This window comes from Rhizobium sp. P2_G9, from assembly GCF_056403475.1.
The window spans coordinates 68,378-95,072 of sequence record NZ_JBFUFK010000031.1 but is presented as its reverse complement, the minus strand read 5'-3'; the positions used below and the strand labels follow the sequence as shown (position 1 = coordinate 95,072).

Annotated in this window: 29 protein-coding genes; 12 read left to right on the top strand and 17 right to left on the bottom strand. The window is 61.1% G+C overall.

Features of this window, described 5'->3' with window-relative positions; all coding sequences use genetic code 11:
• Nucleotides 1–465, bottom strand: a 465-nt coding sequence (locus AC1DYF_RS24280; RefSeq protein ID WP_477879345.1) for an NAD(P)H-dependent flavin oxidoreductase, incomplete at its 3' end; no start/stop codon positions are given.
• 216 nt (nt 466–681) lie between these two features.
• Between AC1DYF_RS24280 and AC1DYF_RS24275 the strand changes: the two genes are divergently transcribed.
• A complete protein-coding gene (locus AC1DYF_RS24275; RefSeq protein ID WP_477879337.1) occupies nt 682–2,037 on the top strand; it encodes a hypothetical protein in 1,356 nt (451 codons plus the stop codon).
• 236 nt (nt 2,038–2,273) lie between these two features.
• Here AC1DYF_RS24275 and phoB read toward each other — a convergent pair whose 3' ends face one another.
• From phoB to phoR, 3 genes are all read right to left on the bottom strand, one after another.
• Nucleotides 2,274–2,957, bottom strand: coding sequence for a phosphate regulon transcriptional regulator PhoB (phoB, locus tag AC1DYF_RS24270; protein ID WP_477879336.1), 684 nt, complete (start codon nt 2,955–2,957; stop codon nt 2,274–2,276).
• Between the two features lie 154 nt (nt 2,958–3,111).
• Nucleotides 3,112–3,825: a phosphate signaling complex protein PhoU gene (gene phoU / locus AC1DYF_RS24265; RefSeq protein WP_477879335.1), complete on the bottom strand. Its 714-nt coding sequence runs from the start codon at nt 3,823–3,825 to the stop codon at nt 3,112–3,114.
• A gap of 226 nt (nt 3,826–4,051) precedes the next feature.
• The gene (gene phoR, locus AC1DYF_RS24260; RefSeq protein ID WP_477879334.1) at nt 4,052–5,275 is read right to left on the bottom strand and encodes a phosphate regulon sensor histidine kinase PhoR; all 1,224 of its coding nucleotides are present in this window, start codon (nt 5,273–5,275) and stop codon (nt 4,052–4,054) included.
• A 196-nt stretch (nt 5,276–5,471) separates the two neighbouring features.
• On the opposite strand from phoR, the gene ppk2 reads away from it, so the two are divergent.
• Nucleotides 5,472–6,350: a polyphosphate kinase 2 gene (ppk2, locus tag AC1DYF_RS24255; protein ID WP_477879333.1), complete on the top strand. Its 879-nt coding sequence runs from the start codon at nt 5,472–5,474 to the stop codon at nt 6,348–6,350.
• A 61-nt stretch (nt 6,351–6,411) separates the two neighbouring features.
• Here the strand turns inward: ppk2 and AC1DYF_RS24250 are convergent, their stop codons facing one another.
• On the bottom strand, nt 6,412–6,942 hold the full coding sequence (locus AC1DYF_RS24250; RefSeq protein ID WP_477879344.1) for a GcrA family cell cycle regulator: 531 nt from the start codon (nt 6,940–6,942) through the stop codon (nt 6,412–6,414).
• A gap of 437 nt (nt 6,943–7,379) precedes the next feature.
• On the opposite strand from AC1DYF_RS24250, the gene AC1DYF_RS24245 reads away from it, so the two are divergent.
• From AC1DYF_RS24245 to AC1DYF_RS24235, 3 genes are all read left to right on the top strand, one after another.
• Nucleotides 7,380–8,570 carry an acetylornithine transaminase gene (locus AC1DYF_RS24245; RefSeq protein WP_477879332.1) on the top strand — a complete coding sequence of 397 codons (1,191 nt, stop codon included), beginning with the start codon at nt 7,380–7,382 and terminating at the stop codon, nt 8,568–8,570.
• 62 nt (nt 8,571–8,632) lie between these two features.
• Complete coding sequence (argF, locus tag AC1DYF_RS24240; RefSeq protein ID WP_477879331.1) at nt 8,633–9,547, top strand: ornithine carbamoyltransferase; 915 nt, start codon at nt 8,633–8,635, stop codon at nt 9,545–9,547.
• An 87-nt stretch (nt 9,548–9,634) separates the two neighbouring features.
• Nucleotides 9,635–10,633, top strand: a complete 999-nt coding sequence (locus tag AC1DYF_RS24235; protein WP_477879330.1) for an Hsp33 family molecular chaperone — start codon at nt 9,635–9,637, stop codon at nt 10,631–10,633.
• 82 nt (nt 10,634–10,715) lie between these two features.
• On the opposite strand, the gene apaG is transcribed toward AC1DYF_RS24235, so the two are convergent.
• From apaG to AC1DYF_RS24220, 3 genes are all read right to left on the bottom strand, one after another.
• Entirely contained in the window at nt 10,716–11,108 is a 393-nt protein-coding gene (gene apaG / locus AC1DYF_RS24230) for a Co2+/Mg2+ efflux protein ApaG (RefSeq protein WP_477879329.1), read from the bottom strand.
• 119 nt (nt 11,109–11,227) lie between these two features.
• Entirely contained in the window at nt 11,228–11,926 is a 699-nt protein-coding gene (locus AC1DYF_RS24225) for an orotate phosphoribosyltransferase (protein ID WP_477879328.1), read from the bottom strand.
• 64 nt (nt 11,927–11,990) lie between these two features.
• Nucleotides 11,991–12,383 carry a winged helix-turn-helix transcriptional regulator gene (locus AC1DYF_RS24220; protein ID WP_477879327.1) on the bottom strand — a complete coding sequence of 131 codons (393 nt, stop codon included), beginning with the start codon at nt 12,381–12,383 and terminating at the stop codon, nt 11,991–11,993.
• Between the two features lie 49 nt (nt 12,384–12,432).
• Between AC1DYF_RS24220 and AC1DYF_RS24215 the strand changes: the two genes are divergently transcribed.
• The 3 genes from AC1DYF_RS24215 (at nt 12,433) to AC1DYF_RS24205 (ending at nt 14,962) form a co-directional block, all read left to right on the top strand.
• Entirely contained in the window at nt 12,433–12,756 is a 324-nt protein-coding gene (locus AC1DYF_RS24215) for a nuclear transport factor 2 family protein (protein ID WP_477879326.1), read from the top strand.
• Nucleotides 12,753–13,535 (top strand): SDR family oxidoreductase, encoded by a 783-nt coding sequence (locus AC1DYF_RS24210; protein ID WP_477879325.1) that lies wholly within the window; start codon nt 12,753–12,755, stop codon nt 13,533–13,535. The genes AC1DYF_RS24215 and AC1DYF_RS24210 overlap by 4 nt, the downstream gene beginning before the upstream one ends.
• Before the next feature lie 62 nt (nt 13,536–13,597).
• Nucleotides 13,598–14,962: a M24 family metallopeptidase gene (locus tag AC1DYF_RS24205; RefSeq protein ID WP_477879324.1), complete on the top strand. Its 1,365-nt coding sequence runs from the start codon at nt 13,598–13,600 to the stop codon at nt 14,960–14,962.
• 14 nt (nt 14,963–14,976) lie between these two features.
• Here AC1DYF_RS24205 and AC1DYF_RS24200 read toward each other — a convergent pair whose 3' ends face one another.
• The 3 genes from AC1DYF_RS24200 to AC1DYF_RS24190 all read right to left on the bottom strand — a co-directional run bounded on the left by AC1DYF_RS24200 (nt 14,977) and on the right by AC1DYF_RS24190 (nt 17,177).
• Nucleotides 14,977–15,864, bottom strand: coding sequence for a LysR substrate-binding domain-containing protein (locus AC1DYF_RS24200; protein ID WP_477879323.1), 888 nt, complete (start codon nt 15,862–15,864; stop codon nt 14,977–14,979).
• Nucleotides 15,865–16,110: 246 nt separating this feature from the next.
• Nucleotides 16,111–16,476 carry a DUF805 domain-containing protein gene (locus tag AC1DYF_RS24195; RefSeq protein ID WP_477879322.1) on the bottom strand — a complete coding sequence of 122 codons (366 nt, stop codon included), beginning with the start codon at nt 16,474–16,476 and terminating at the stop codon, nt 16,111–16,113.
• A 317-nt stretch (nt 16,477–16,793) separates the two neighbouring features.
• Nucleotides 16,794–17,177 (bottom strand): DUF805 domain-containing protein, encoded by a 384-nt coding sequence (locus tag AC1DYF_RS24190; protein WP_477879321.1) that lies wholly within the window; start codon nt 17,175–17,177, stop codon nt 16,794–16,796.
• Between the two features lie 329 nt (nt 17,178–17,506).
• Between AC1DYF_RS24190 and AC1DYF_RS24185 the strand changes: the two genes are divergently transcribed.
• A complete protein-coding gene (locus tag AC1DYF_RS24185) occupies nt 17,507–17,884 on the top strand; it encodes a hypothetical protein (protein ID WP_477879320.1) in 378 nt (125 codons plus the stop codon).
• A gap of 81 nt (nt 17,885–17,965) precedes the next feature.
• Here AC1DYF_RS24185 and sthA read toward each other — a convergent pair whose 3' ends face one another.
• From sthA to AC1DYF_RS24155, 6 genes are all read right to left on the bottom strand, one after another.
• The gene (gene sthA, locus AC1DYF_RS24180; protein WP_477879319.1) at nt 17,966–19,414 is read right to left on the bottom strand and encodes a Si-specific NAD(P)(+) transhydrogenase; all 1,449 of its coding nucleotides are present in this window, start codon (nt 19,412–19,414) and stop codon (nt 17,966–17,968) included.
• A gap of 159 nt (nt 19,415–19,573) precedes the next feature.
• Complete coding sequence (locus AC1DYF_RS24175) at nt 19,574–20,599, bottom strand: esterase-like activity of phytase family protein (protein WP_477879318.1); 1,026 nt, start codon at nt 20,597–20,599, stop codon at nt 19,574–19,576.
• 21 nt (nt 20,600–20,620) lie between these two features.
• Nucleotides 20,621–21,871, bottom strand: a complete 1,251-nt coding sequence (locus AC1DYF_RS24170; protein ID WP_477879317.1) for an MFS transporter — start codon at nt 21,869–21,871, stop codon at nt 20,621–20,623.
• A gap of 117 nt (nt 21,872–21,988) precedes the next feature.
• Nucleotides 21,989–23,893, bottom strand: coding sequence for a cobaltochelatase subunit CobT (cobT, locus tag AC1DYF_RS24165; protein WP_477879316.1), 1,905 nt, complete (start codon nt 23,891–23,893; stop codon nt 21,989–21,991).
• A gap of 17 nt (nt 23,894–23,910) precedes the next feature.
• Nucleotides 23,911–24,903: a cobaltochelatase subunit CobS gene (gene cobS / locus AC1DYF_RS24160; RefSeq protein ID WP_477879315.1), complete on the bottom strand. Its 993-nt coding sequence runs from the start codon at nt 24,901–24,903 to the stop codon at nt 23,911–23,913.
• Nucleotides 24,904–25,010: 107 nt separating this feature from the next.
• Nucleotides 25,011–25,640 carry a J domain-containing protein gene (locus tag AC1DYF_RS24155; protein ID WP_477879314.1) on the bottom strand — a complete coding sequence of 210 codons (630 nt, stop codon included), beginning with the start codon at nt 25,638–25,640 and terminating at the stop codon, nt 25,011–25,013.
• Nucleotides 25,641–25,722: 82 nt separating this feature from the next.
• Between AC1DYF_RS24155 and AC1DYF_RS24150 the strand changes: the two genes are divergently transcribed.
• The 3 genes from AC1DYF_RS24150 (at nt 25,723) to AC1DYF_RS24140 (ending at nt 26,695) form a co-directional block, all read left to right on the top strand.
• On the top strand, nt 25,723–25,986 hold the full coding sequence (locus AC1DYF_RS24150) for a BolA family protein (protein WP_477879313.1): 264 nt from the start codon (nt 25,723–25,725) through the stop codon (nt 25,984–25,986).
• Between the two features lie 64 nt (nt 25,987–26,050).
• The gene (locus AC1DYF_RS24145; RefSeq protein WP_477879312.1) at nt 26,051–26,296 is read left to right on the top strand and encodes a type II toxin-antitoxin system VapB family antitoxin; all 246 of its coding nucleotides are present in this window, start codon (nt 26,051–26,053) and stop codon (nt 26,294–26,296) included.
• Nucleotides 26,297–26,299: 3 nt separating this feature from the next.
• Complete coding sequence (locus AC1DYF_RS24140) at nt 26,300–26,695, top strand: type II toxin-antitoxin system VapC family toxin (RefSeq protein ID WP_477879311.1); 396 nt, start codon at nt 26,300–26,302, stop codon at nt 26,693–26,695.

Below are 26,695 nucleotides of genomic sequence, written 5' to 3'. Positions count from 1 at the left end.
GGCGCCGGCGGCCACGGCGATCAGGCCGTCTGCGCCCTTGCGGATCGCCGAATTGGCGTGACGGTTGTTGATCACGTCGTGCAGCACCACGCCGCCATAGGAATGGATGGCGGCATTGACCTCGGGCACGGCGCCAAGCGAGGAGATGACGATCGGCACCTTGTATTTGACGCAGAGGCCGAGATCGTGCTCCAGCCGCTTGTTGGTGGCGTGGACGATCTGGTTGACGGCGAACGGGGCGGCCCGGCGCCCGTCGCCCCTGGCATTGTGGGCGGCGAGCGTCTCGGTGATCTCGGCCAGCCATTCGTCGAGCTGGCTTTCCGGCCGGGCATTGAGCGCCGGAAACGAGCCGACAATGCCGGCCTTGCACTGGGCGATCACCAGTTCCGGATGCGAGATGATGAACATGGGGGCGGCGACCAGCGGCAGCCTGAGATCGTCGCGGAGAATGGCGGGAAGCATGATGGCGGGTCCGGAATGTGCGAAATTGGCGGCAGCCTATCTCCGGAAAGATGGTTTGTTCAACCTTGTATTTTCGTCGCGTGCATCAGACCGCCATTTTTTGGCTGCAAAGCCGATATTAGCGGGGGAGGCATTCGGCTCGGAACTTGAAAAGGTGCTGGCGAATGATTACCCAAGGGTCATAATGAGAATGTCCCGCGTATCGAGGTATTTTTTAGCGTGAGTGGACTGGAACAGGCGATCCGCAACGCTCTGGACAGGGCCGAAAGGTCCAATCCGGAAATACGCGCGCGTATCTATCAGTCCGCGCGCAATGCGCTCGATGCCGGCCTGCGCAAGCAGGACATCCACGACATGACGGTGATCGAGCGGCAGCGGCAGCGGCTGGAATTCACCATCCGCGCAATCGAGGACGAAGAGCTCGAAAAGCTGCGCATGTCGGCGCGGCTCGACAAGATTTTCATAGAGAATACGCCGTTCGAGCCGCCGGAGGCGGTGCCTGAGCCCGATATCGCGCCGCCGGCGCCGGAGCGGCTCATCGATGCGCCGCCGTCGGCCTGGCCTGAGCCGGCTCAGCCTTCACGGCGCGAGCCGCCGATTGTCGAGCCGGTGCGCCAGGTGGCGCAGCCGGTCAGGCCCATGGCGGAGCCGGTCGTGGCGCGCGAGATACCGCCGGAGATCGAGGAAGACGGCGCGTTTTCCGATTTTTCGGCCACCCGCGATGAGCGCGCGCCGTCCAAAGCCGGCGTAAAAACGCGGCGGATCGAGCCGGTGGTCGACGCACCTTTGGTCGCCGAAGCGCGCGGCAAGGGACGGGCGCAAAATATCCGGCATGAGGAAGAGGATCCGGCCTGGGCCGAGCCTTCGACGCCGGAAGGGCGCAAGGTGGCGCCGCAGAAGCGTGCCGCGCGACGCCGGCGCGGCTCCTGGGTCGTGTCGCTGTTCGTCTATTGCGTGCTGCTCGGCGTCATCGGCTTCGGCGCATGGTGGGCCTATGCGACCGGCATGATCGGGGCGGCCATGCATGGCGGCGGCGATTTCGATTTCATCCCCAAGCAATTGCACAGCGAGGATTTCGATCCGAAGGTGCCGCTGAAAACCCCGCTCGATCCGCTGCGCGGCTTTTCCGGCGATTGGGTGAGCGTGCTCAAGCCCGGCGACACCAGTGCGGTCAAGCCGGCGGCGCAGGCCAAGGTCAGCGACGTCACCGACAGCGACGGCAAGGCGATCATGATCATCTCGAATGCGCCGGACCAGGATGGCGAAGTGCGGATCGAGGTGCCGGCCGACGTGCTGAAGAATCTTGCCGGCAAGACCTCGACACTGGCCGTGACGTTGCGCGCCGATGGCGACAAGCCGTCGCAGATCTATATCCAGTGCGCCTTTGCCAGCCTCGGCGATTGCGGGCGGCACCGGTTTACGATTTCCAACGAGCGGGTGGATGAGCTGATCCAGGTGAAGTTCGATGGCAAGCAGGCGCCGAACGAGCCGGGTTACGTGATTATCAATAGCGATCTCACCGGGCAGGGGCGGGCGATCAGGCTTTATGGGATCAGGATTGGGCCGGGGGCTTGAGAGTTTTTGGTAGGTCGGCGTTTGGGGCCACCCCCCTCTGTCCTGCCAGACATCTCCCCCTCAAGGGGGGAGATTGGATGGGGCGCCCTGGCCGCTTCCTCTCTACCGTCGCACAACGCAGTACTCAACGACTCTTTGAGGCGGGGAGCAGGCCTCTAGCCAATCTCCCCCCTTGAGGGGGAGATGTCCGGCAGGACAGAGGGGGGTACGACGCACACTCTACGAAGCGAAGCCGCTCAAACTTCCATCGCATACCCCGCACCGCGCACGGTGCGGATCACATCCGGCATGTTCGACAGATTGAGCGCCTTGCGCAGCCGCCCGACATGGACGTCGACGGTGCGTTCGTCGACATAGATGTCGTGGCCCCAGACGCCGTCGAGCAGTTGTGAGCGGGAAAACACCCGGCCCGGCGACGACATGAAGAATTCCAGCAGCTTGAATTCCGTCGGTCCGAGGCGGATTTCGCGGGAGCGGCGGTGGACGCGGTAGGTCTCGCGGTCGAGCTCGACATCGCCGCATTTGAGGATCGAGGAGATCGCATTGGGCCGCACCCGGCGCAGCATGGCCTTGATGCGGGCCATCAGTTCCGGGGTCGAGAACGGCTTGACGACATAGTCGTCGGCGCCGGTCGACAGGCCGCGGACGCGCTCGCTTTCCTCGCCGCGGGCGGTGAGCATGATCACCGGCAGGCGCTCGGTTTCAGGCCGCATCCTCAGCCGACGGCACAGTTCGATGCCGGACACGCCGGGCAGCATCCAGTCGAGCAGAAGCAAGTCCGGGACGCGCTCCTGCAGGCGGATATCCGCCTCGTCGCCGCGCGGGATCACCTCGACATCATATCCCTCTGCTTCGAGGTTGTAGCTGAGCAGCGTGCCCAGCGCTTCCTCGTCTTCCACAACCATAATTCTCGGCTGCATGGTACTCTGCTCCGTCGGCAATCACGCCTGGCGCGTGCCCCGCGCCCAGGCGGCTGCGATTGTTACTACCGGCATGCTCTCGTCCGATGCCGGCGCTGATGATCGGCGGCCAGGGACGCCATTGGCGCCGGCTGGCCGAAATGCGCAATCGGCATCACTGGCCCGGCTGCACCACGGAAGCCGTGTTGTCTTCCTTGACGCGTTCGCCGGTCGGCTGTTCGCCGGTCTTCATGTAATAAATGGTTTCGGCGATATTGGTCGCATGGTCGCCGATGCGCTCGATGTTCTTGGCGCAGAACAAGAGATGGGTGCAGGGCGTGATGTTGCGCGGGTCTTCCATCATGTAGGTGAGCATTTCGCGGAACAGCGAGGTATAGACGGCGTCGATCTCGCCATCGCGCTGGCGGATCACCTCGGCCTTTTCCGCCGAGCGGGTGGCGTAGACGTCGAGCACATCCTTGAGCTGGGTCAGCGCCAGTTCGGAGAGATGTTCGATGCCGCGGGCGAGCGGCCGCGGAATGCCGGTGGTCTGCACGGCAATGACGCGCTTGGCGTTGGACTTGCCGAGATCGCCGACGCGTTCGAGATCGGCGGCGATGCGGATCGAACCGACGATCTCGCGCAGGTCGGACGCCACCGGCTGGCGCTTGGCGATCATCAGGATGGCGCTGTCGCCGATATCGCGCTCGGTCTGGTCCATGATCACGTCTTCCGAGATCACGCGCTGCGCCAGCGCCGAGTCGGATGTGACCAGCGCCTTGACCGAGTCGGAAACCATCTGCTCGGCCATGCCGCCCATTTCGGCGATGCGGCGGGAAAGGTTGGCCAGCTCCTCGTCAAAGGCGGAATAGATGTGTGCGGTCATCAATAGTCCTCCAACCGGCGGGCGGCCGGCGCGGTTTTGGATCAGCCGAAGCGGCCCCTATGTCCTGGGCCGCGGGTTATCCGGGCTGGCAAGGAACATAGGGTCGGCCAAGTTTTCATTAGCCGCTTTACGCCAGGGTTTTATGTCAAAGTCACGAAAGATTTATGACAGACTAAAGTGCTGAAAAGTCAATCCTTTCGGACGCGCTGGAGGGATTGCTGCGTTTTTGTCAGAAGCGCACGGTGAAGGTGCTGCCGCGGCCGAGTTCCGATCGGATGAGCAGACGGGCGCGGTGGCGCGTCAAGATGTGCTTGACGATTGCCAATCCGAGGCCGGTGCCCTTCTTCGAGCGGCTGCTCTCGACATTGACGCGATAGAAGCGTTCGGTCAGGCGCGGGACCTGGTCTTCGGGGATGCCGGGACCGTAGTCGATGACGCTGACCTCGATCGGCTGGCGCGGCTTTTCGATCAGCGTCACGTCGACGATCTTGCCCTCCTGGCCGTATTTGCAGGCGTTTTCGATCAGGTTCTCGAACACCTGGGTCAGTTCGTCACGATCGCCGCTGACATTGATGGCATGGTCGGGCAGATGCCGCTTGATCTCGACGCCGAGGTCGGTTGCCAGCGGCGCCAGCGCATCGCAGACCGAGCCGATGAGCGGCACCAGGTCGACGGCGTCCTCCGGCGCGACGCGCGCCTTGATCTCGAGCCGCGACAGCGACATCAGGTCGTCGACCAGGCGCGACATGCGGGTCACCTGTTCCAGCATGATCGTCAGGAACCGTTCATGCGCCGCGGTGTCGGTGCGGGCCGGGCCGAGCAGCGTTTCGATGAAGCCACGCAGCGAGGCCAGCGGGGTCCTGAGTTCGTGCGAGGCATTGGCGACGAAATCGGAGCGCATGCGATCGATGCGGCGCGATTCCGAAATGTCGCGGAAGATCAATACATAGAAGCGGATCGCCTCGCCCTCTTTCGTCTCCGCCGGGACCATCCGCACCTGGAAGATGTTCTCGCCCGGCAGGGTGTCTGCATATTCGGTCATGCCGTTGCGGCCCGACGCGATGGTCTCGCGGATCATCTCGATGATCGCCGGCAGGCGGATGCGGGCCGAGATATGCTGGCCGGGCTCGATCTCGCCGAAGGCATGCCGGGCCGAAGGGTTCTGATAGATGACATTGGCCTTGGGGTCGAGCAGGTAGGCCGGGCTGTCGAAGCCGGCAAAGGCCGATTTGACGTCGCACAGCGGCTCCGGCGGAGGCGTGGGCTCCTGTTCAGCGATCGGCACCGTGGGCGCGGTGGCTTTGATCCACAGCGATGGCAGCACGGCAAGGATCATCACCGAAACGGCGATACGGGAATTGGTGCCGGCCGCGATCAGCGCGGCTGCGCCCAATAGGACGGCCGCAAGGTTGTATTTATGACCCAACAGCCAATCAGTGACTGCTTTCAGCATGCGAATCCCCGGCACTGCGAAAATTAAAACGTCCTTCTATGGTCTGTATGTAACAGCTTTTTCACGCTTTGCTTGAATTCACATGATGATTATGTCCATGTCACTGACAGCATGTCTGCCGAAAGCGGTCGCCGGTTTCGGGACAAAGGCATGCGCGAGAACAAAGAAGCAAGCGCATGGCATGAGGAGGAGTGGAATGGCCGTCGAAACGGATATTCCCGCGGTCGACGTCAAGATCGACGGCAAGAAGCGGCAATGGGATATCGACGATCCGGTGCTGCCGGCATGGATCGATGACAAGGCGCTCGAATCCGGCGGTTATCCCTACAAGAAGAAGCTCGATGACGACGAATATGAGGCCGAGCTGGAAAAGCTGCAGGAAGAGCTGGTCAAGGTGCAGCTCTGGCAACAGAAATCCGGCGACCGGGTGATGTCCTTGTTCGAGGGGCGGGATGCGGCCGGCAAGGGCGGCATCATCCATGCCATCCTCTCCTATATGAATCCGCGCAGCGCCCGCGTCGTGGCGCTGAACAAGCCGACGGACACCGAAGCCGGCCAATGGTATTTCCAACGCTATGTGTCGACCTTCCCGACGCGCGGCGAGTTCGTCAACTATGACCGCTCCTGGTATAACCGCGCCGGCGTCGAGCCGGTCATGGGTTTCTGCAGCAAGGAAGAATATGAACAGTTCCTCAAGAGCGTGCCGCGCTTCGAGAAGCTGATCCTCGACGACGGCATCCATTTCTTCAAATTCTATATCGAGATCGGCCGGGAAATGCAGCTCAAGCGCTTCCACGAGCGGCGCCATAGCAAATTGAAATGCTGGAAGCTGTCGCCGATGGACATTGCCGCGCTCGACAAATGGGATGACTATTCCGAAAAGCGCAGCCGGATGCTCAAGGAAACCGATACCGAGCATGCGCCATGGACGGTGGTGCTCGGCAATGATAAGCGCCGCGCCCGGATCAACATGATCCGCCACATCCTCGATAGCCTTGACTATACGGACAAGGACAAGAAGGTGATCGGCGAGATCGACAGAAAAATCCTCGGCAAGCCCGGCATTTTGAAATGAGCCTGAAACGACAAAGGGCCGGCAAGCCGGCCCTTTGTCGCAGAGAAATGTGAGGGTCGTGTCAGCGCATGCGGCGGCGTTCGGCCGAAGGCTGGTAAGCGAGCTTCTGGTGGAAGCCGCAATAGGGCGAATTGTCAGGCGAGTCATTGCCGCAGAAGCAGAAATCTTCCTTCAGCGGATCGCCGAGCGGCCATTTGCAGGTGCGTTCGGTGAGCCGGATCAGCGGCACGCGGCGGAAGATCGGCACGACAACGTTGTTGGGCAACGTTTCCATGACCTCAAGCGCATCGAGCTCGATCTCTTCCTTGAGCATGGTGGCGCCGGCCGGCCGGGTGACGGTGCGGGTCACTGTGCGCTGCGCGAAAGAAGAAGAAGCCTGCGGCCGGCTGACGGTCGAAACCGTTGCGCGTTTCTGCGAGCGGGCAGCGGTGGTGCCGCCGGCCTTGGCGCGGCCCGGGAGGCTGAGCCGATGCACCTTGCCGATCACCGCGTTGCGGCTGACGCCGCCGAGCTGCGCGGCGATCTGGCTCGCGCTCAAACCTTCGGACCAAAGCTTCTTCAGCTTCTCGACGCGATCGTCAGTCCAGTTCACACTATTATCCATCGAAGCGTTCCTTATCGAGGAATCGGTCACCACACCCCGGAACAGCACGAAGTGCAAAACGCCTCATATTCGGCGCTTGATTGAGGGTGACTAGTTCCGCCGCATGCAAATCTAGCAATTGCTTATTAACCTAGAGAGCCTGAGACTCCGTGACAAGAGTCTTGCGAATCCGCACGAATCGATTTTCGAGTTATCCCCAAGATTGATCCCCGGCCGTGTCCGATCGGCGACAGTTGCTGCACCGCACAGCGTCCGGCGGGCTCGATGGCCGGCAATTGCGGGTTTTTGTTGACGCGCTGCAGCGAAATGCTAATAGTGCCCTCGCCGCCCGCTGGGGCGGTTTTTTGATTTATGCGCTCCGGAATGTCCGCCCGGCCGGGAGGCCGCACATTCCGTTGCCGCAATCGAGATGAAGGATGTCCGTCATGGCCGAGGTCTCGCCGCTTTATGACACCTATGCACGCGCACCGATGCGGTTCGAGCGCGGCGAAGGCGTCTGGCTGATCACCGAGGACGGCGAACGCTATCTCGACTTCGCCGCCGGCGTCGCCGTCAACTCGCTCGGTCATGCGCATCCGCATCTGGTCGAGACGCTGAAGGCGCAGGCCGAAAAGCTCTGGCACACATCGAACCTCTATCAGTCGCCCGGCCAGGAAAAGCTGTCACGCCGCCTGTGCGAGAGCACGTTCGCGGACAAGGTGTTCTTCACCAATTCGGGCGCCGAGGCGCTGGAATGCGCGATCAAGACGGCGCGGCGCTATCACTATGCCAAGGGCCATCCGGAAAAATACCATATCATCACGTTCGAAGGCGCCTTCCATGGCCGCACGATCGCGACGATCGCGGCCGGCGGCCAGCAGAAATATATCGATGGCTTCGGCCCCAAGGCGCCCGGCTTCGACCAGGTGCCGTTCGAGGATATGGATGCGCTGAAGGCGGCAATCACCGACGCCACGGCCGGCGTGCTGCTGGAGCCGGTGCAGGGCGAAGGGGGCTTGCGGGCTTTCTCGCCGGAATTCCTGAGGGCGGTCCGCGTACTCTGCGACGAGCACGACCTGCTCCTGGTCTTCGACGAGGTACAATGCGGCGTCGGCCGGACCGGCTCGCTGTTCGCCTATCAGCGGATCGGCGTGACGCCCGATATCATGGCCGTGGCCAAGGGCATTGGCGGCGGCTTTCCCATGGGCGCCTGCCTGGCGACGTCGGAGGCCGCGGCCGGCATGGTGGCCGGCACGCATGGTTCGACCTATGGCGGCAATCCGCTGGCCATGGCGGTCGGCAATGCCGTGCTCGACGTCGTCCTCTCCGATGGCTTCCTGCAGCATGTGCGCGACGTGGCGCTGGTCTTCCGCCAGGGCCTTGCGTCGCTCAAGGACCGTTTTCCCGACGTGATCTCGGATATTCGCGGCGAAGGCCTGATGATCGGCGTCAAGGCCGCGGTGCCGGCCGGCGACCTGCTGCAGGGCATCCGTGACGAGAAGCTCCTGGGCGTGATGGCCGGCGACAATGTCATCCGCCTGCTGCCGCCACTGATCACCACTGCCGAAGAAGCCCGCGAAGGCCTTGCCCGGCTCGAAAAGGCCGCCGAGAAACTGCATGCCGCGAACAAGCGATGACGCTTTGACGAAAGCCCACATCCATCGCTAAGGTAAAAGTTTCCTGAGACAAGGAATAGGTTATGAGTTCCAGGCATTTTCTCGATCTCTCGGCAATGACGCCGGAGGCACTGCGGCACATTCTCGAAGACGCCAAGACCCGCAAGGCGGCCACCAAAGCCGGCACCGATTTCAAACCGCTGGCCGGCAAGATGCTGGCGATGATCTTCGAAAAGCCCTCGACCCGCACCCGCGTGTCGTTCGATGTCGGCATGCGGCAGCTGGGCGGCGAAACGCTGTTTCTCTCCGGCACCGAGATGCAGCTCGGCCGCGCCGAGACGATCGGCGACACGGCCAAGGTCCTGTCGCGCTATGTCGATGCGATCATGATCCGCACCACCGACCATACGCGGCTGCTCGAAATGGCCGAACATGCGACCGTGCCTGTCATCAACGGCCTGACGGATGCGACCCATCCCTGCCAGATCATGGCCGATATCATGACGATCGAAGAGCATCGCGGCAATGTGAAGGGCAAGACCATTGCCTGGACGGGTGACGGCAACAATGTGCTGCATTCGCTGATCGAGGGTTCGGCCCGGTTCGGCTATCGCATGAACATGGCAGTGCCGCTCGGCAGCGAACCGGGCGACAAGTTCCTCAACTGGGCACGCAACAATGGTGGCCAGGTGATGCTGAGCCACGATGCCGAAAAGGCGGTCGACGGCGCCGATGCGGTGGTCACCGACACATGGGTGTCGATGAACCAGGAGCATCGCGCCCGCGGACACAATGTCTTCCAGCCCTATCAAGTCAACAGCGCGCTGATGCAGCACGCCAAGGCCGACGCGCTGTTCATGCATTGCCTGCCGGCGCATCGCGGCGAGGAGGTCACCGACGAGGTGATCGACGGGCCGCAATCGGTCGTTTTCGACGAGGCGGAGAACCGTCTGCATGCGCAGAAGTCGGTGCTCGCCTGGTGCCTCGGCGCGATCTGACGCTTCCGGGCTTGAATCTGCTGTCCGATCGCTTATTTTTGGACCTTCAAACGAAGGGCGCCTTTTGGCGCCAGATCCGAGACAATCATGACGCTTGACACATTTCACCCCGGAGAAACCGGGTTCGCCGGCGATGACCGCGTGATACCTTTCCAGGTGGAGGGGCTCGACGTGCGCGGCCGTGCGGTCACGCTCGGACCTCTTACCGATACGATCCTGAACCGCCACAACTACCCTGCCCCGGTGGCGCGGCTGCTCTCCGAGACGATCGCGCTCACCGTGCTGCTCGGCACCTCGCTGAAATTCGAGGGCAAGCTGATCATCCAGACGCAGAGCGACGGGCCGGTAAACCTGCTGGTGGCGGATTTCACCGCGCCGGACGGGGTGCGCGCCTATGCCCGGTTCGATGAAGACGCTGTCACGGAGGCGGTCAAGCAGGGTCGTTCCGCGCCGCATGAGCTGCTCGGCAAGGGCGTGCTCGCCTTCACCATCGACCAGGGGGTCAGCAACAAGCGTTACCAGGGTATCGTGTCGCTCGACGGCGAAACCCTGGAACAGGCGGCCGCAACCTATTTCCGCCAGTCCGAGCAGATCCCGACCCGGGTGAAACTCGCCTCGGCGGAATTCTTCGATCGCGACGAGAACGGCAAGCCGCGCCACAGCTACCGCGCCGGCGGCATGGTGGTGCAGTTCCTGCCGGACGCGCCCGAGCGCATGCGCCAGCGCGACCTGCATGGCGGTGACGGCGATCCCGGCCAGGCGTTCGAGGAAGACGACACCTGGGCGGAAGCGCAGATGCTGGCCGAGACCACCGGCGCGGAAGAACTGACCGATCCGGATCTCGGCGTCGAGCGGCTGCTCTATCGCCTGTTCCACGAACGCGGCGTGCGTGTCTATGATGCGCAGCCGGTATTCGATCGCTGCAGCTGTTCGGAAGAGAAGATCCGCAACGTGATATCGGGGTTTTCGGCCGAGGAGGTCGAATCCACCATCGAGGACGGCGAGATCGTGGCGAAATGCGAATTCTGCTCGACGGTCTACCGTTTCGTTCCTGCAGAATTCGGCATCGCTGCCGACGCGAACTGATCAAGCGCAGGCTGCGGCTGGAGCATGTCGCCTGGAAGTGGATACCGGTTTCAGGACAACGACATGCTCAAACAAAGGCGCTCTAATTGAGCGTGCGCTGCAATCCCGGCGAATCCAATGAGAAGGCCGGGATTGCCACATCGAACATCTCGCCGGTGTCCGACAGCATCTGGTAATGCCCGAACATCATGCCCGAAGGGGTGTCGAGCGGACAGCCGGAATTGTATTCGAACGTGTCGCCGGGGCTCAGCGTGGGCTGCTCGCCGACCACGCCGGGACCGGTGACCTCATCGATCTGGCCGTTCTCGTCGGTGATGTGCCAATAACGGTTCATCAGCCTGATCGTGTGGACGGAATGATTGGCAATGACGATCCTGTAACCCCAGACATAGCGGCTGTCTGCGGGGTCCGACTGCTCTGCGAGATAATAGGGCTCGACATTGACTTCTATGCCCCGCGTCGTCGCTTGATACATACCATTCATTCCGTTGGGCCGGCTCCTTGCCGCCTCGAATTTCCGCTATGAAGTATTCCTCGAAACTAGTCTGTCAAGCTTGTCCCAGCCCGGAGTAAAGATCGGTTTTCACGGGCAAATTAGCTGGTCGGCAATTCAGCCACGCCGCCATGATCGGCGGACCATTTCAGCGGTTGGTCAAGAAACGCTTCAACCGAGTTCAGGGTTTCAATATCGAACAGCCTCTGATCTCGCGCCACCGCCAGAACTTCGCGCCAGGTGGCGATGTGGTGCAGCTTCACCTTGCCATTGTCGAAGCGAACCTTGGCTTCCGGAAAGATGGAATAGTAGAACAATGCTATGCCGTGATCGACGACGCCGCCAGCGGCGCGGATCGCATCGATGAACTTGAACATCGAGCCGCCGGCCGTCGTCAGGTCCTCAATGACCAGGACGCGCGCGCCTTCCTTCATCTCGCCTTCGATCTGGGCGTTGCGGCCATGGCCCTTGGGCTGCTTGCGGACATAGATCATCGGCAGCGACAGCCGTTCGGACAGAAAGGCGGCAAAGGGAATGCCGGCCGTCTCGCCGCCGGCGACGCAATCGAATTTTTCGAAACCGGCTTCCGACAGGATGATGGCGGCGGCAAAATCCATCACCGCCGAGCGGATGCGCGGATAGGAGACAAGCTTGCGGCAATCGATATAGACCGGGCTCATCATGCCCGACGACAGCTTGTAGGGCTGATCAGCGCGGAAATGCACCGCCTTGATCTCCCACAGCATCTTCGCCATCAGTTCGGCCATGACGGGTTTATCGTTGAAGGCATTGGAAAACATGGGGGTGGCTCCTTTAGCAATTCTCCAGCGCTTACCAAGAACGGACGCCCCTGCAAAGCCGCTCTCAGCCCTGATCGGCAGCTTTCAACGTGCCGAAGCGCAAAGCGGCCCATTCGAGCAGCATGTCGAGCGCCGGGCAAAGCGCCTGACCCCATTCGGTCAGCCCGTATTCCACCTTGGGCGGCACTTCCGGATAGACGGTACGGAAGACGATGCCGTCGCGTTCCAGGTCGCGCAATTGCTGGATCAGCATTTTCTGCGAGATGCCGGGGATGGCGCGTTCGAGTTCGGAAAAGCGCAATATGCCCGAGTGGAACATCTGGAAAATGACGATCATCTTCCAGCGGCCCTCCAGCATCCTGAGAGCTTTTTCGACGCCGCTCGCCGCCATATCCGGGGTCACATCACCAAGCTTACCAGTTGGTGAGTACCTTACTTTTTTGTCAGTTCTTGCCATTTTTTCAGTTTAGCACCAGATTCCGGAGGTGCCAATACGAGGATTGAACATGACACTTCCGGAGACGCTGGACGTCTATTTCGCAGCCCAGAACATCCACGACATGGACCGGCTGGTCGCCTGCTTCGCGCCCGACGCCAAGGTCCGCGACGAGGGCGAAGACATTGTCGGTCGCGATGCGATCCGTGCCTGGAAGCAAAAGGTGCGCGACAAATACCATTTCACCACGGAACCGCTTCGCCATTGGCAGGAGGACGGCAGCAATTTGGTTAGAGCCAGGGTTGCCGGAACCTTTCCGGGCAGCCCGGCCGAACTCACCTACAGATTCACCCTGAAGGACGGGATGATTGCCGTGCTCGAGGTGGCATCATGAACGAGGCAGGCGAATTCTCCGGCAAGCGCGTGCTGGTTACCGGCGGCACCAAGGGTATTGGACAGGCCGTGGTGCAGGCTTTTGCCGAAGCTGGCGCGAGCGTGCTGACCACAGCGCGCAACGTGCCTGATGACGCCGGCAATGGTGTGCTCTATGTCGAGGCGGATGTCTCGACGGCGGAGGGCTGTGAAACTGTCAGCAAGGCGGTGGTCGACCGCCTTGGCGGCATCGACATCATCGTGCATGTCGTCGGCGGATCAAGCGCGCCGGCGGGCGGCTATGCTGTTCTCGATGACAAGCAATGGTACAGGGCCTTGGACACGAACCTTTTTTCGGCCGTCCGGATCGATCGGGCGCTGCTGCCGTCGATGATCGCGCAGGGTTCCGGCGTCATTATTCACACGACCTCGATCCAGCGGCAGTTGCCGCTGCCGGAGGCAACCACTGCCTATGCCGCCGCTAAAGCCGGCCTTTCGACCTATAGCAAGAGCCTTTCCAAGGAAGTCGGGCCGAAGGGCATCCGTGTGGTGCGCGTCTCGCCCGGCTGGGTGCAGACCGAGGCCGCCATCGGCCTGGTCAACGCGTTGGCCGACAAGAATGGCCTCGATTTCGAGGGGGCGCGGCAAATGCTGATCCAGTCGCTCGGCGGCATCCCGCTTGGCCGTCCCGCATTTCCGCGTGAGGTGGCGGAACTGATCCTGTTTCTCGCCTCACCGCGCGCCGCGGCGATCCATGGTAGCGAATATGTGATCGACGGCGGCACCATTCCCACGGCATGAGTGGGGTGGACCGGGGTCGAATTCCTCGGCTATGCTCGCCCCACAGACTTTGAGGGAAACCCATGCCGATCACGCTCCGCTCCGTCACCATTCCCGATTTCGGCGTGCCGCATGCGCGGCCCGTCATTCCTGCAGCGATCTATGAGAGCCGCGCCGACGAAGCCTATCGGCGCGCCGGGGCCGACTGGCTCGTCGTCTATGCCGATCGGGAGCATCTCGCCAATATGGCCTTCCTGACCGGTTTTGAGCCGCGCTTCGAGGAGGCACTGCTGCTGCTTGGCAAGGATCGCCGCCGGGTATTGGTGGTCGGCAATGAGAGCAAGAGCTATGCCGTGCTCGCCGGCCTGCCGGGCATCGAACTGGTGCTCTGCCAAACGCTGAGCCTGATGGGCCAGACCCGTGCCGAAAAGCCCAATCTGTTCGACGTGCTGACGGAGATCGGCATGGCCGAGGGCCAGGCGATCGCGCTGGCCGGCTGGAAATATCTTGGCCGCGAGGAATGGACCGGCGTGCTGCCGACCTTCCAGGCACCTGCCTTCATCGTCGATACGCTCAGAATGATTGCCGGCGACCCGGCGGCGCTCACCGACGCCACGCCGGCGCTGATGGACCCGCAGGAGGGCCTGCGCTCGGTGGTCGATGTCCACCAGTTGGCGGCAATCGAATGGGGCGCAGCGCGCGCCTCGGCCGCCGTCCGGCGGATCGTCAGCGGCATTCGCGAGGGCGATGATGAATTTCTGGCCGCGAGCCGCATGGGATATGCCGGCGAAGAACTCTCCTGCCATATGATGCTCGCCTCCGCTTCGCCGGGATCGCCGGTGGTCGGCCTCAGGAGCCCGAACGGCCGCGCGATCCGGCGCGGCGACGGCATCACCACCGCAGTCGGTTACTGGGGTGGGCTCTCCTCGCGTGCCGGCCTGTTCACCGACCACGACGATGCCTTCCTGGAGACGGCCAAGGCTTATTTCGCCGGCCTGGTAAAATGGTACGAAACAGTCGATATCGGCGTGTCGGGCGGGACGATCTTCGACGCGACTGTCGCAGCGCTGCGGCAAGGCAAACTGGATTCGGCACTCAATCCCGGCCATCTGATCGGCCACGACGAGTGGAGCCACACGCCGATGCGCCCCGGCTCGCGCGAGACGATCCGCTCGGGCATGGCGATCCAGGTCGACGTGATCCCGGTGCCGATGCCGGACAATTGGGCGCTCAACAACGAGGATTCGGTGATCATCGCCGACGAGGCGCTGCAGATCGAGCTCGAACGGCTCTATCCGGACGTGCATGCCCGCATCGAAGCCCGCCGCGCCTTCATGCGCGACGAGATCGGCCTGCATCTCAAGGAGACCATTCTGCCGACCTCGAACATCCCGCTCTGCCTGATGCCGTTCTGGCTGGCGCCGAACAAATTGCTGACGCTCGACTGATCAGCGATCAGCGATCAGCGGGCGAATTCACTCCTGATCCAATCGACAAAGGTTTTGGCACCCGGCGAGAGGCGGGCAAAATCGCGGGCGACGACGAAATAGGCGCCGCAGGGGAAATCGACATCGAACAGTTTTACGATCCGACCGGCCGTGGTCTCCTCTTCCGCGAAGATCTGGTCGATCAGGCCGACGCCGTGACCACGCAGCACGGCTTGCAACACCAGTGCGCCATCGGCGAAGACAGGGCCTCGCTCGTTCTCCGGGGGCTCAAGACCGGCGCTGCGAAACCAGCGGCCCCAGATGTCGCGGTTTTCGTCGTGCAGCAGGGTCTGGCCATGCAAATCCGCGGGCTTCCGGATCGATCCTCCGCCGCCTGTCGCGTCCGACGCGGCAATCGGGATCATCTTCGTCTCGATCAGCGGGACCGCTTCCGTGCGGGGCCATGATGTTTGCCTGTCGCTGAAGCGGATGGCGATCTCCGCTTGGCTGGCGCGGAATTCGATCGGGCGAGGGTCCGAGTCGATGACCACTTCGACATCCGGGTGGAGAATGCGGAAGGCCTGCAGATGCGGCACCAGCCAGAGTGCGGCGAAGCTCGGTTCGCTACTGATCGCGACGCGCTCCATCCCGGCGGCATCCGTGACATCTGTCAATGCCCCGTCGATGGCATCAAAGGACGACGTCAGCACCGCCAGCAGCTTTTCGCCATGATCAGTGAGCACGACACCGCGATGGATGCGCTCGAACAGCGGCTGGCCAAGCAGGGTTTCGAGATCCCTGATCTGCCGGCTGACCGCGGCCTGCGACACGAACAGCTCCTCGGCCGCAGCAGTAAAACTCTTCAGCCGGCCGGCGGATTCAAAACTTCTCAGCGCCGTCAGCGGCAATCGTCCGCGCTTCATCCATAACCTCAAGTCATGTGAAGCTGCCGTTATACTCGTTTGAGCGCGACGCGCAAAGGGTGTCTAATCACAGCATCAGAAAGGAGACAGGCCATGTTCGATGCCATTTTGCGCATTTATATCGACGTCATTGCCATTCTCACGCTGCAGCCACGGCCGGCACTGCATGAGCGCGACTGTGAGAAACGGATATGAAATGGGCGCCGGGAAACCCGGCGCCGATTTCAATTGCTCTGCCCGGAGATCTCAGGCGGCAGGCGGGCCGAAGCGGTTAGCACCCGGGGTGCCCTCGCCCACAAACCATGCGAGCAAGATGATTGTACCAATCAACGGAATGAGGCTGATGAAAATGAACCAGCCGGATTTGTCATTATCATGCAAGCGGCGGACCTGGACGGCAATGTTCGGAATAAGAACCGCCAGCACAAAAAGCGGCGCAAGAATCGGTACACCGATGATGTGGACGAAAATCAGCTTGTCGATCAGAGACAAGACAACGTAGGCAATGACGACAAACAGCATATACCGCCAGAATTCACCGCGACCGGCGCGGCCCTGGAAATTGGCATAGTTCGTCGTCAGAACAGATTTGACTGCATCGGTAAAGTCCACGGAATCCCCCAACAATGATGTGAACGCTAAGTCAGCCCCTGGACAGCGGAAACTGGACCGCTGACACAAGACTCGGCATCACGACGCTTTATCCATAACCTCAAGTCATGTGAAGGTGACGTTATACTCGTTTGAGCGCGATGCGCAAAGGGTGTCCAATCTGCTGACAGGAAAGGAGACAGGCCATGTTCGACGCCATTTTGCGCATTTTCATCGATGTCATTGCCATTCTCACCCAGCAGCCTCGGCCGGCACCGCATGAGCAGGACTGCGACAGGTAGAAAAAGGCGCCGGAAAGCCCGGCGCCGATTTGCGCATTACGCTGCCTGGAAGCTTCGGGCGGCCGGCGGGCCGAAGCGGTTCGCGCCCGGAGTGCCTTCAGTCGCATACCAGACGAGCAGGATGATCGCACCGATGATTGGGATGAATGCCAGCAGGATGAACCAGCCGGATTTGTCCTTGTCGTGCAGACGACGGACGCTGACTGCGATGCCCGGAATGATCGTCGCCAAGGAGAAAAGCGGTCCGAGGATCGGCGTACCAATAATATGCCTGAATATCAGACTATCCACCAGGTTCAACACGATGGACGCGATGACGACGAACAGGAAGTACCACCAGAACTCGCTGCGCCCGGCGCGGCCCTGGAAATTGGCGTAGTTGGCGGTCAGAACAGATTTGACTGCATCGGTAAAATTCATGGGATCCCCCAATAATGATGTGAACGCTAAGTCAGCCCCTGGACAGCGGAAACTGGACCGCTGGCGACAAGACGCGGCATCACGACGCTTTATTCATTACCCAAGCGATTTTCCCCCGGCAGCGACAATATGCGCGTTTCGGCTTTTTGTCACTTCCTAATGGTAGCCACGCTCTTTCGAGACACGTTCCGGCTGACGGATGGCTGGTTTTCCGGGCTAGAAAACGTCACAGAGTAAACATGCACATGTAAACATCTGTCATTCACGTCATGTTCGCACAACGAAGCAAAACTATATTCCGTTTGCTTATGGCAACTTGGAGGGGGAATATGGTTTCTAAGGCTTTCTTATGCTTCGCCGTGCTTTTCGCCATAGTCGGGATGTCTCTCGGCCTTTGGATGGGGGGGCATGAAGACTTCACGCTGGCACCGGTGCATGCGCATATCAACCTGCTTGGCTGGGTGACGATGTTCCTGGCTGGCCTGTTCTACAACATCCATCCGGAGCGCGCGGGCGTGCTGGCGCGCATTCATCTCGCACTCGCAGTGATCGGACTGTTGATCATGGCGCCGGGTCTAGCCGGGAAGATGCTCGGCTATGTGTCCTGGGGTGAGCCAATGACCGGCATCGGCTCGGTCATCGTGTTCGCCGCGATGATCCTGTTCGCTTTCATCATATTCACAACGCCGACCAAAGCCCGCGCATGATAAGAAGCCGTCTTTAAGATAGAAAAGCAGCGGCACATCGCAGTGCCGCTGCTTTTCGACGCAAGATTTTATGCCGTGTCTTTACTGCGCCGCCTGAGCGTGCAGATGATCGTGCTCTTCCTCGTCCTCATTGCCATGGGCCTCGCCCATGCGGTTCCAGGCGTCGAGGCCGGCGATCTTGTAGGCTTCGGCAAGCGTCGGGTAGTTGAAGGTGTTTTCGACGAAATAATCCACCGTGCCCTTGAGGTTGAGCACCGCCTGGCCGATGTGGATCAGTTCGGTGGCGCCCTCGCCGACGATGTGAACGCCGAGCAGGCGGCGGGTCTTGAGCGAGAAGATCATCTTCAGCATGCCCGAGTCGAGGCCCATGATATGGCCGCGCGAGGTCTCGCGGAAGCGGGCAATGCCGCACTCATAAGGAATGTGCCGATCCTTGACCTCTTCCTCGGTGAGACCGCAGGTAGAGATTTCCGGCACGGCATAAATGCCATAGGGGAAGAATTGCGGCGGCTCGGAGGTCGGCGCCCCGACGGAGTGCCGGGCAGCGATGCGGCCCTGCTCCATGCTCGTCGACGCCAGGCTCGGGAAGCCGACGATATCGCCTGCCGCATAGATATTCGGCACATCCGTCTGAAACGTTTCCGGATTGACCTTGAGGCGGCCGCGCGAATCGGGTGTCAGACCGACATTTTCCAGCTTCAGCGAGGCAGTCGCGCCACTGCGGCCGGCGCAATAGAGCACCATGTCGGCAGTGATCGAGCGACCATTGGTCAACGTGACCTTGCACTTGCCATTCGGCTCGCGCTCGACATGCTCGGCGCCCTGGCCGAACAGGAGCTTCATATTGCGGTCGCGGAGCTGGTAGGTGAAGTCGTCGAGGATTTCGCGGTCGATGAAATCGAGCATTGTGGCACGCGGCTCGATCACCGTCACCGCCGTGTCGAGCGCACTGTAGATGGTGGCATATTCGATGCCGATGACGCCGGCGCCGATCACCACCATGGAACGCGGGATATCCTTGATTTCCAGAAGTTCGTCGCTGTCGATGATCTTCTCGCCGTCGAAGGGGATATTCGTCGGCCGGAAAGGCTTGGTGCCGATCGCAAGCAGGATCGACGTGCCCATGACCCGCATGACCTCGCCGTCTTCCTTTTCGACCTCGACCGTGTTCCTGTCGATGAAATGTGCCAATCCGCGGAGATGGTGAACGCGGTTGCGGCTGAACTGATGCTCGAGCACCTCGACTTCATGGTCGAGCGTGATCAGCAACCGGCGACGCAGGTCGTCGGCGCTGATCTCCTGCTTGACGCGGTAGGCACGGCCGTAGAAGCCACGTTCACGCCAGCCCGTCAGATTGAGCGCGGTCTCGCGGAGCGTCTTGGACGGAATGGTGCCGGTATGAACCGAAACGCCACCGACGCGCTTGCCCTTTTCGATGACGAGCACTTTCTTGCCGAGTTTCGCAGCCTGAATAGCGCCGCGCCGCCCTGCCGGACCGCTGCCGATGACGATGAGATCGTATTGGTTCATGAAGATCGCCCCGAATTGTTCACAATGCGCCGCCCCAGCGCAGGAGACGACAGTGTATCAACGCAATGTTACTGAATCATAGCAAATGCGACGAATTCGCCTGTATCTGCGTGTCTTGGCTGAACTTAACCGATTTTTGCCGCAGCGCGGAATCAAATTTTACGGCAGCAGCTTGAATTCCAGCATCAGGTTCCGTTCGAGCAGCGAATGATTGTCGTCGGAGACGAGGATGAGATGTGTCGAGCCATCCGCCGCCTTATAGGCGTCGATGCCTTCCATATTATCGATCTGGTAGGAGAAATTGGCCTGCAGCAGCGTCTCACCCTTGATCGTCGCGCCCGGCTTGATGTCGTTCTCGGAGAATTTGCGGATACGCATGCCAAAGCCGTGCATCAGGCCAAAGCTGCGTTCCAGCAGCAGGAAGCTGCCGTCTTCGAGGAAGACGCCGTCGGTGACGTCGAACGGCGGCTTGCGCTCGACATAGAAGCTGCCCTTCATCGGTCCGGATTGGACGCCGGCGATGAAATTGCCCTGCTTGTTATAGCTCCTCTCGGCGACGAACATCAGCGCGCCTTTAAGCGGCCCCTTGTCCGGGGTTTTCAAGATGCACTCCATGCCGCCATTGTGCTTCAACCGCACGCCGGGCGGCAGGATCGGCAATTGGACATCGGTCGGCATCGACTGCTCGAAGCCGGGATAGGGATAGGTGTTGATACGGCTATAGCCCTCGAAGCCGACGTAGAGATGGTTCTTGTCCATCGCCAGGCTCTCGGAGTCGAGATTGTCCTTGTCGTGCTCGCCGCGGCCGGTCGGATCCTTCAGCATGGTGATGCGATAGTCGCTGATGCCGGTGAGCTTGCCGTCCGTGTCTCGCTCGATCGTGCCCGTCGCCCAATGGCCGGTATCCATGACCGAAATGAATTTCGTGCCACCATCGAGCAGCCGGATGGTGGAGACCGCGCCCATTTCGCCATTCTTGGTGGCGAGCACGAGACCGCTGACATATTCGAGCTTGCCGAAGACAGGCCCCTCGCCGCGCTTGAATTCGGGAATCCGCATGGCGATCACCGGGATCGGCTGTCCATCGACCTTAACCGGCTGGCCGCCGAAGGCGACGGGAAAGGCGATGCCGAAGGCCAGGAAAGGCAGGAAGGCGACCAGCGACCAGATTTTTCTCGATGCCAAGGAAAACGTCCCTCTCATTATCTATGCGACTGACCCGCCGGTGGCAGTGAAAGCGTCTGAAATCTGTTTGCGCCGCCGCATGACGCCAAGCCAGACCACCACCAGCGTCAGCGCAGCGACCGCCATCGGAATTCGCAAGCCCGCGCCTTGGGCGACAATTCCGACGGCAACCGTGCCAAGGCCACCCGCGATCTGGGTGAAAAGAAACTGCGTGGACATGACCCGTCCCCTCTGGGCGTCATCGATCGACGACTGCAGGATCGACACTGTCGCGGTCCGGCGCGTTTCGCCGAAAAATCCGAACAGCAGCTTGGCAATCACCGCAATCGCCAAGCCGACTGAACCTGCAAGAAGGCAAATTGAAGTCGCAGCCCCGAGGAAAGCCCAAAGAACCCGTTGCGGCGTGGCGCGCCCTGCCCCGCCCTGCGCCAGCCAGAGGGCCGCGAATGTCGCGCCCAGTCCGGCTGCACCATAGAGGATCGAGACGCCCGCAACGCCCTTTTTCAGGATGAGGTCGGAAAAGGCCGGCATCAGCTGGTAGACCGCCATGGATATCGCGTCCCCGGTCAGCACGAGCAGCATCAGGGCAGACAGGCCTCTATGGGCAAAAATATAGCGTGCGCCTTCAAAAATATCCTGGCGGATGGATTTCGGCGGCGCCTTGGACTGCCTGTATTCCGGCGGCGTGCGCAAAAGCGCAGCCGTGCTGAAATAAATTCCGTAGCCGACAACGTTGGTGGTGAATGCGGCAGCGACGCCCCAATGCACCAGGATCCAGCCGGCCACGGCCGGGCCGGCGAAAATCGCAAATTGCGTATAGGCCGAATTGACTCCGATTGCCGCCGCCAGCCGGTCGCGCGAGACGAAGCGCGGCATCATTCCATAGGAAGCGGGAATGCTGAAGCTGTGGATCAGTCCATGAAGAAAAGCGCTGACGCAAATGGCGACAAGGCCGAGATGGCCGGTGAAGGCGAGAATCGCCAGCACGGATGTCTTCATGGCGTCGAAGGCATAAGCCGTCATCACCATGCGGAAACGGTCATAGCGATCGGCGAGAACGCCGCCGATGGGAATGAATATGACGGTAGCGATGACCGTGAGCAGGGAGACGACGGCCAGCCACGTCGTCGAATGCGTGACCTCCCAGGTCGTCCAGGAGAAGGCGATCGCCTGGATGAAATAGGTGATCCAGGATATGATCGAGCCGATCGAATAAATGCGAAAATTGCGGTCGGCAAAAGCATCGGCGATACCTCCCAACAATTTCCGCATGGATTGCCCCAACATGTCGACGTCCGCAACGGTACGTCCTGTCAGGTTCGGAATTAGATCAACCGCAGGGATTGTGAAAGCCCGCCCGTCGCCGCAGGCGGCGTCTCATCGGCAAAATTACGCGCGCTTGCGACTGCGGCCGCGGCTTTCGCCTGCTTCCGGTTCCTCGGCAAACAAAGCCGCCAGTTGCTCCGTCATCGCGCCGGCGAGTTCGTCGGCATCGATGATCGTCACGGCCTTGCGATAATAGCGCGTCACATCGTGGCCGATGCCGATCGCCAGCAGTTCGACCGGCGACTTGGTCTCGATCTCTTCGATCACCGCGCGCAGGTGCCGTTCCAGATAGTTGCCCGGATTGACCGACAGCGTCGAATCGTCGACCGGCGCGCCGTCCGAAATCATCATCAGGATGCGGCGCTGCTCCGAGCGGCCGAGCAGGCGGTTGTGCGCCCAGATCAGCGCTTCGCCGTCGATATTTTCCTTGAGCAGCCCTTCGCGCATCATCAGGCCGAGATTGCGCTTGGCACGCCGCCAGGGCGCATCGGCCGATTTGTAGACGATATGACGCAGGTCGTTGAGCCGGCCGGGCGCCGGAGGCTTGCCGCCTGCCAGCCATTTTTCACGCGACTGGCCGCCCTTCCAGGCCTTGGTGGTGAAGCCGAGGATCTCGACCTTGACACCGCAGCGCTCCAGCGTGCGGGCAAGAATGTCGGCGCAGGTGGCGGCGACCGTGATCGGCCGGCCGCGCATCGAGCCGGAATTGTCGATGACCAGCGACACGACCGTGTCGCGGAATTTCGTGTCGCGCTCCATCTTGAAGGAAAGCGGCTGCATCGGGTCGATCACCAGGCGCACGAGACGGGCGGTGTCGAGATAGCCCTCTTCGAGGTCGAAATCCCAGGAGCGGTTCTGCTGCGCCATCAGCCGCCGCTGCAGCTTGTTGGCGAGGCGGCCAACCGCGCCCTGCAGATGGGCGAGCTGCTTGTCGAGAAAAGCGCGCAGCCGGTCGAGTTCGGCTTCATCGCAGAGTTCGTCGGCGGAAATTTCCTCGTCGAACTCCTGGGTGTAGACGTGGTAGTCGACTTTCTCGTTGATGTCGGAGAGCGGGTTGTTCGGCCGCTTGACCTCGCCGGGCGTCTCGGAATCTTCATCGCCATCATCGACGAGGTCGTCTTCCGAAATTTCGGCGCCGTCGGTCTCGCCGTCTTCCATCTGTTCGTCGGCGGCCTCGTTTTCCTCGGCCGGAGCTTCCTCGGTGCCCTCGTCCTGGTCGGAAGCGTCCTCGTTCTCTTCCTGGCTGCGGGGCTGCTCTTCTTCCGAAGTGCCTTCGCTGTCTTCGGAATCATCGCCTTCGTCGCTGATGTCCTCGGCGAGATGCATGGAGGCGAGCATGCTGCGGACCAGCCTTGCGAATGCCTCCTGGTCGGCCATGACATCCTTCAGGCCACCGACTTCCCTGCTGGCGGTGTCGGTGAAAAACTGCCGCCAGAGATCGAGCACCTGGCCGGCGCTTTCCGGCGGCCGTTCGCCAGTCAGAGCCTCGCGCACGAGGAGCGACATCGCCTCCTCGATCGGCGCTTCCTGGCGCTGCGACACGGCGCGAAAATTCGACTTGGAATATTTGTCCGCCAGCATCGAGTTGAGGTTGCTGGCCACGCCCGCCATGCGGCTTGCGCCCAGCGCCTCGACGCGCGCCTGCTCGACCGCGTCATAGATGGCGCGCGCATCCTGGCCCTGAGGGGCAAACTGCGTGTGCAGCCGCTCGTCGTGGCAGGCTTTCCGCAGTGCCATGGAATCGCCGATACCGCGGACAATTGCCAGTTCGGTCGCCGTCGGCTTCTTGGAAAGTTCCGGCAGGCGGAAGCGGTCGCCCGCGACGCCGGGACGATCATTGGCGAAGCTGACTTCGACCTCCGGACTTTCGGCCATCGAGCGGATACAGCCCGTGACGGCGCGGCGGAACGGCTCGAGGTCGACGGGCGCCCCCGGCTTAGGTCTGGAATTGTCGCCTGGTCCTGCCATGGCCTGCCTCCGGGGTCTTAGACGCCGAGCACCAGATTGGCGGCGCTTTCCTTAAGCTCGACGCCGAAGACGCGCTGATACTGTTCAGCCACCAGCGTCCGCTCCAGATCGTCGCACTTGTTGAGGAAGGTGACGCGGAAGGCGAAGGCGATATCGCCGAAGATCGAGGCGTTTTCCGCCCAGGTGATCACCGTGCGCGGGCTCATGACAGTCGAGAGATCGCCGTTGATGAAGGCGGCGCGGGTCAGTTCGGCGACACGCACCATCTTGGCGATCGTGTCGCGGCCCTTGTCGCGCTCGGAAATCGCCTTGACCTTGGCCGAGACGATGCCGACTTCGTGTTCGAACGGCAGATAGTTCAGCGTCGTGACGATCGACCAGCGGTCCATCTGCGCCTGGTTGATCTGCTGCGTGCCGTGATAGAGGCCGGTCGTGTCGCCCAGGCCGACAGTGTTGGCCGTGGCGAAGATGCGGAAAGCGGGATGCGGGCGGATGACGCGGCTCTGGTCGAGCAGCGTCAGGCGGCCGGAGGATTCCAGCACGCGCTGAATGACGAACATCACGTCCGGCCGTCCGGCATCATATTCGTCGAAGACCAGCGCGACATTGTGCTGATAGGCCCAGGGCAGGATGCCGTCCTTGAATTCGGTGATCTGCTTGCCGTCTTTCAGCACGATCGCGTCCTTGCCGACAAGATCGATACGGCTGACATGGCTATCGAGATTGACGCGGACGCAGGGCCAGTTGAGGCGGGCGGCAACTTGTTCGATATGTGTCGATTTGCCGGTGCCGTGATAGCCGGAGACCATGACCCGTCGGTTATGAGCAAAGCCTGCAAGAATGGCGAGCGTGGTGTCGCGATCAAAGAGGTAATCCGGATCGAGGTCGGGGACATGCGCATCGGCTTCGGAATAGGCGGGAACGCGAATGTCGGAATCGATGCCGAAGGCCTCTCGGACGGAAATGCTGGTGTCGGGAAGCTTCACAATATCAACGTCTATCTTGCTCATCATATCTCCAGCACGGGCGATTGGGAGTCGCCCGTATCATTAGCCGCACTGTCCTATCGCCACATCCGGCGATGTTCAAGGCGAACAGCGCCTTCACACGTCCATTTTCAGAGAAAGCCAGCCTGTTTCAGCAGTTGATAGGCCTGGATGACTTCGCGGAAGCGCTCTTCCGAGCCGCGATCGCCCCCATTTGCGTCAGGGTGGTGTTTTTTCACCAGTTCCTTGTAGCGCGACTTGATGTCGTTGGCGGTGGCATTGGCGGCCAGTCCGAGCGTGTCGAAAGCCTTGGTTTCCAGCGATTTGAGCTTGCGTTCCCGGGTGCCCTCGTAGCGGCCGCCATTGAGGCGCCAACTGGCGAAGCCGAAGGGATCGCGCATCTTGGCGGCACTGGCGCGCGCCTGATTCATCGTCGGCGACCACTTGGCGTTCTTGTTGACGCCCATGCTCCAGGTCGGACGATCTCCGGTGACCGCTTCCTTCTGGTAGCGGGCGACGTCCGTGTCCGACAGGCCGGAGAAATAATTGTAGCCCTTATTGTATTCCTTCACGTGCTCGAAGCAGAACAGCAGGTACTGCCCCTCGGCATTGCGGCCGACGGGAGCGCGATGGACACCAGGCTTTTCACAGCCATCCCACTGACAGAGCGGCTTGGACGGCGGCTCTTCGACGCGCGCCCCTTTCCGCTTCTTCGTACGGATGGAATCGAAATATTTTGAATCGAGTTTCATGCCTTCCATTATGCGATCCGCCAGCATTCTCATCAAGAATTGACAAATCGGAATGTTCTTGTCTTTGTGGGGGTTTTGGCAGTCAACACCGATGACCCTCCAGGACAAGATCCATTCCGCACTCACCGACGCCTTCGAGCCTTCCTTCCTCGAAGTCGTCAACGAAAGCCGGCTGCATGCCGGCCATAACCCGGAGGCTGCCGCCACCGGACAAACCCATTTCCGCATCCGCATCACGGCCGACACGCTTGTCGGACTGAACCGGGTCGCTGCGCACCGCGCTGTCAACGCAACGCTCGCCTTCGCATTCGACGAAGGGCTGCACGCGCTGGCGATCGAGATTATTAAGTCCTAAGCGTAAATAAGTGGCAACCACGACGGAAACAAGGTATATCCACCTGCAGGCACGAGGATATACCATGGCCCTTTATGTGAAAGATCCGGAAGTTGCACTGATCGCCGGGCAGCTGGCGGAATTGCGGAAGACCACAAAGACCGAAGTTATCCGGCAAGCTCTTCGCCACGAACTGGAGCGTGAAGGCGCCTCGCCGTCTCTGGTGGAGATTGGCATGGCTTTCGCGCGCAAGGTCAAGGCTATGGGCGATCCGGAGAAGATTCAGCCTGTCGACAAGGCGTATATCGACAGCCTGTACGAGCGCGATTGATCCATGTTCATCGATGCTTCCGCGCTGTGCGCCATGATCGCGGCCGAGAGGGAAGCAGAAGACTTGTTCACGCGGCTGCAATCTGCCGAAGTGCGCGTTACCTCCCCCTTGGCGATATGGGAAACCGCAGTCAATTTGCCACGTCTTGTCGGAGTCACAGATGAGACAGCAGAAGAAATAGTGATGAAATTTCTATCGCTGATGGGCATTGTCGTGGTTCCAGTCGAACCGGAGACGACTACGATTTCGCTCGAAGCGTTTCGCCGCTACGGCAAAGGAAGACATCCGGCAGCGCTGAATTTCGCCGATTGTTTCGCCTATGCCTGCGCAAAGCATCACAAGCTGCCGCTGCTTTTCAAAGGCAGCGATTTCCTGCTCACCGATATCGAGAGCGCTTGA

What these genes read in the sequence shown, in the direction of transcription:
- phoB (WP_477879336.1), bottom strand. Translation starts at nt 2,957, where the DNA reads ATGCAGCCGAGAATTATGGTTGTGGAAGACGAGGAAGCGCTGGGCACG.
- AC1DYF_RS24225 (WP_477879328.1), bottom strand. Translation starts at nt 11,926, where the DNA reads ATGTTTTCCAATGCCTTCAACGATAAACCCGTCATGGCCGAACTGATG.
- AC1DYF_RS24140 (WP_477879311.1), top strand. Translation starts at nt 26,300, where the DNA reads ATGTTCATCGATGCTTCCGCGCTGTGCGCCATGATCGCGGCCGAGAGG.
- apaG (WP_477879329.1), bottom strand. Translation starts at nt 11,108, where the DNA reads ATGTATCAAGCGACGACGCGGGGCATAGAAGTCAATGTCGAGCCCTAT.
- AC1DYF_RS24190 (WP_477879321.1), bottom strand. Translation starts at nt 17,177, where the DNA reads ATGAATTTTACCGATGCAGTCAAATCTGTTCTGACCGCCAACTACGCC.
- AC1DYF_RS24210 (WP_477879325.1), top strand. Translation starts at nt 12,753, where the DNA reads ATGAACGAGGCAGGCGAATTCTCCGGCAAGCGCGTGCTGGTTACCGGC.
- AC1DYF_RS24150 (WP_477879313.1), top strand. Translation starts at nt 25,723, where the DNA reads ATGACCCTCCAGGACAAGATCCATTCCGCACTCACCGACGCCTTCGAG.
- phoR (WP_477879334.1), bottom strand. Translation starts at nt 5,275, where the DNA reads ATGCTGAAAGCAGTCACTGATTGGCTGTTGGGTCATAAATACAACCTT.
- AC1DYF_RS24205 (WP_477879324.1), top strand. Translation starts at nt 13,598, where the DNA reads ATGCCGATCACGCTCCGCTCCGTCACCATTCCCGATTTCGGCGTGCCG.
- AC1DYF_RS24170 (WP_477879317.1), bottom strand. Translation starts at nt 21,871, where the DNA reads ATGCGGAAATTGTTGGGAGGTATCGCCGATGCTTTTGCCGACCGCAAT.
- AC1DYF_RS24155 (WP_477879314.1), bottom strand. Translation starts at nt 25,640, where the DNA reads ATGGAAGGCATGAAACTCGATTCAAAATATTTCGATTCCATCCGTACG.
- AC1DYF_RS24185 (WP_477879320.1), top strand. Translation starts at nt 17,507, where the DNA reads ATGGTTTCTAAGGCTTTCTTATGCTTCGCCGTGCTTTTCGCCATAGTC.
- ppk2 (WP_477879333.1), top strand. Translation starts at nt 5,472, where the DNA reads ATGGCCGTCGAAACGGATATTCCCGCGGTCGACGTCAAGATCGACGGC.
- sthA (WP_477879319.1), bottom strand. Translation starts at nt 19,414, where the DNA reads ATGAACCAATACGATCTCATCGTCATCGGCAGCGGTCCGGCAGGGCGG.
- cobT (WP_477879316.1), bottom strand. Translation starts at nt 23,893, where the DNA reads ATGGCAGGACCAGGCGACAATTCCAGACCTAAGCCGGGGGCGCCCGTC.
- AC1DYF_RS24215 (WP_477879326.1), top strand. Translation starts at nt 12,433, where the DNA reads ATGACACTTCCGGAGACGCTGGACGTCTATTTCGCAGCCCAGAACATC.
- argF (WP_477879331.1), top strand. Translation starts at nt 8,633, where the DNA reads ATGAGTTCCAGGCATTTTCTCGATCTCTCGGCAATGACGCCGGAGGCA.
- AC1DYF_RS24200 (WP_477879323.1), bottom strand. Translation starts at nt 15,864, where the DNA reads ATGAAGCGCGGACGATTGCCGCTGACGGCGCTGAGAAGTTTTGAATCC.
- AC1DYF_RS24245 (WP_477879332.1), top strand. Translation starts at nt 7,380, where the DNA reads ATGGCCGAGGTCTCGCCGCTTTATGACACCTATGCACGCGCACCGATG.
- AC1DYF_RS24235 (WP_477879330.1), top strand. Translation starts at nt 9,635, where the DNA reads ATGACGCTTGACACATTTCACCCCGGAGAAACCGGGTTCGCCGGCGAT.
- cobS (WP_477879315.1), bottom strand. Translation starts at nt 24,903, where the DNA reads ATGAGCAAGATAGACGTTGATATTGTGAAGCTTCCCGACACCAGCATT.
- AC1DYF_RS24145 (WP_477879312.1), top strand. Translation starts at nt 26,051, where the DNA reads ATGGCCCTTTATGTGAAAGATCCGGAAGTTGCACTGATCGCCGGGCAG.
- AC1DYF_RS24220 (WP_477879327.1), bottom strand. Translation starts at nt 12,383, where the DNA reads ATGGCAAGAACTGACAAAAAAGTAAGGTACTCACCAACTGGTAAGCTT.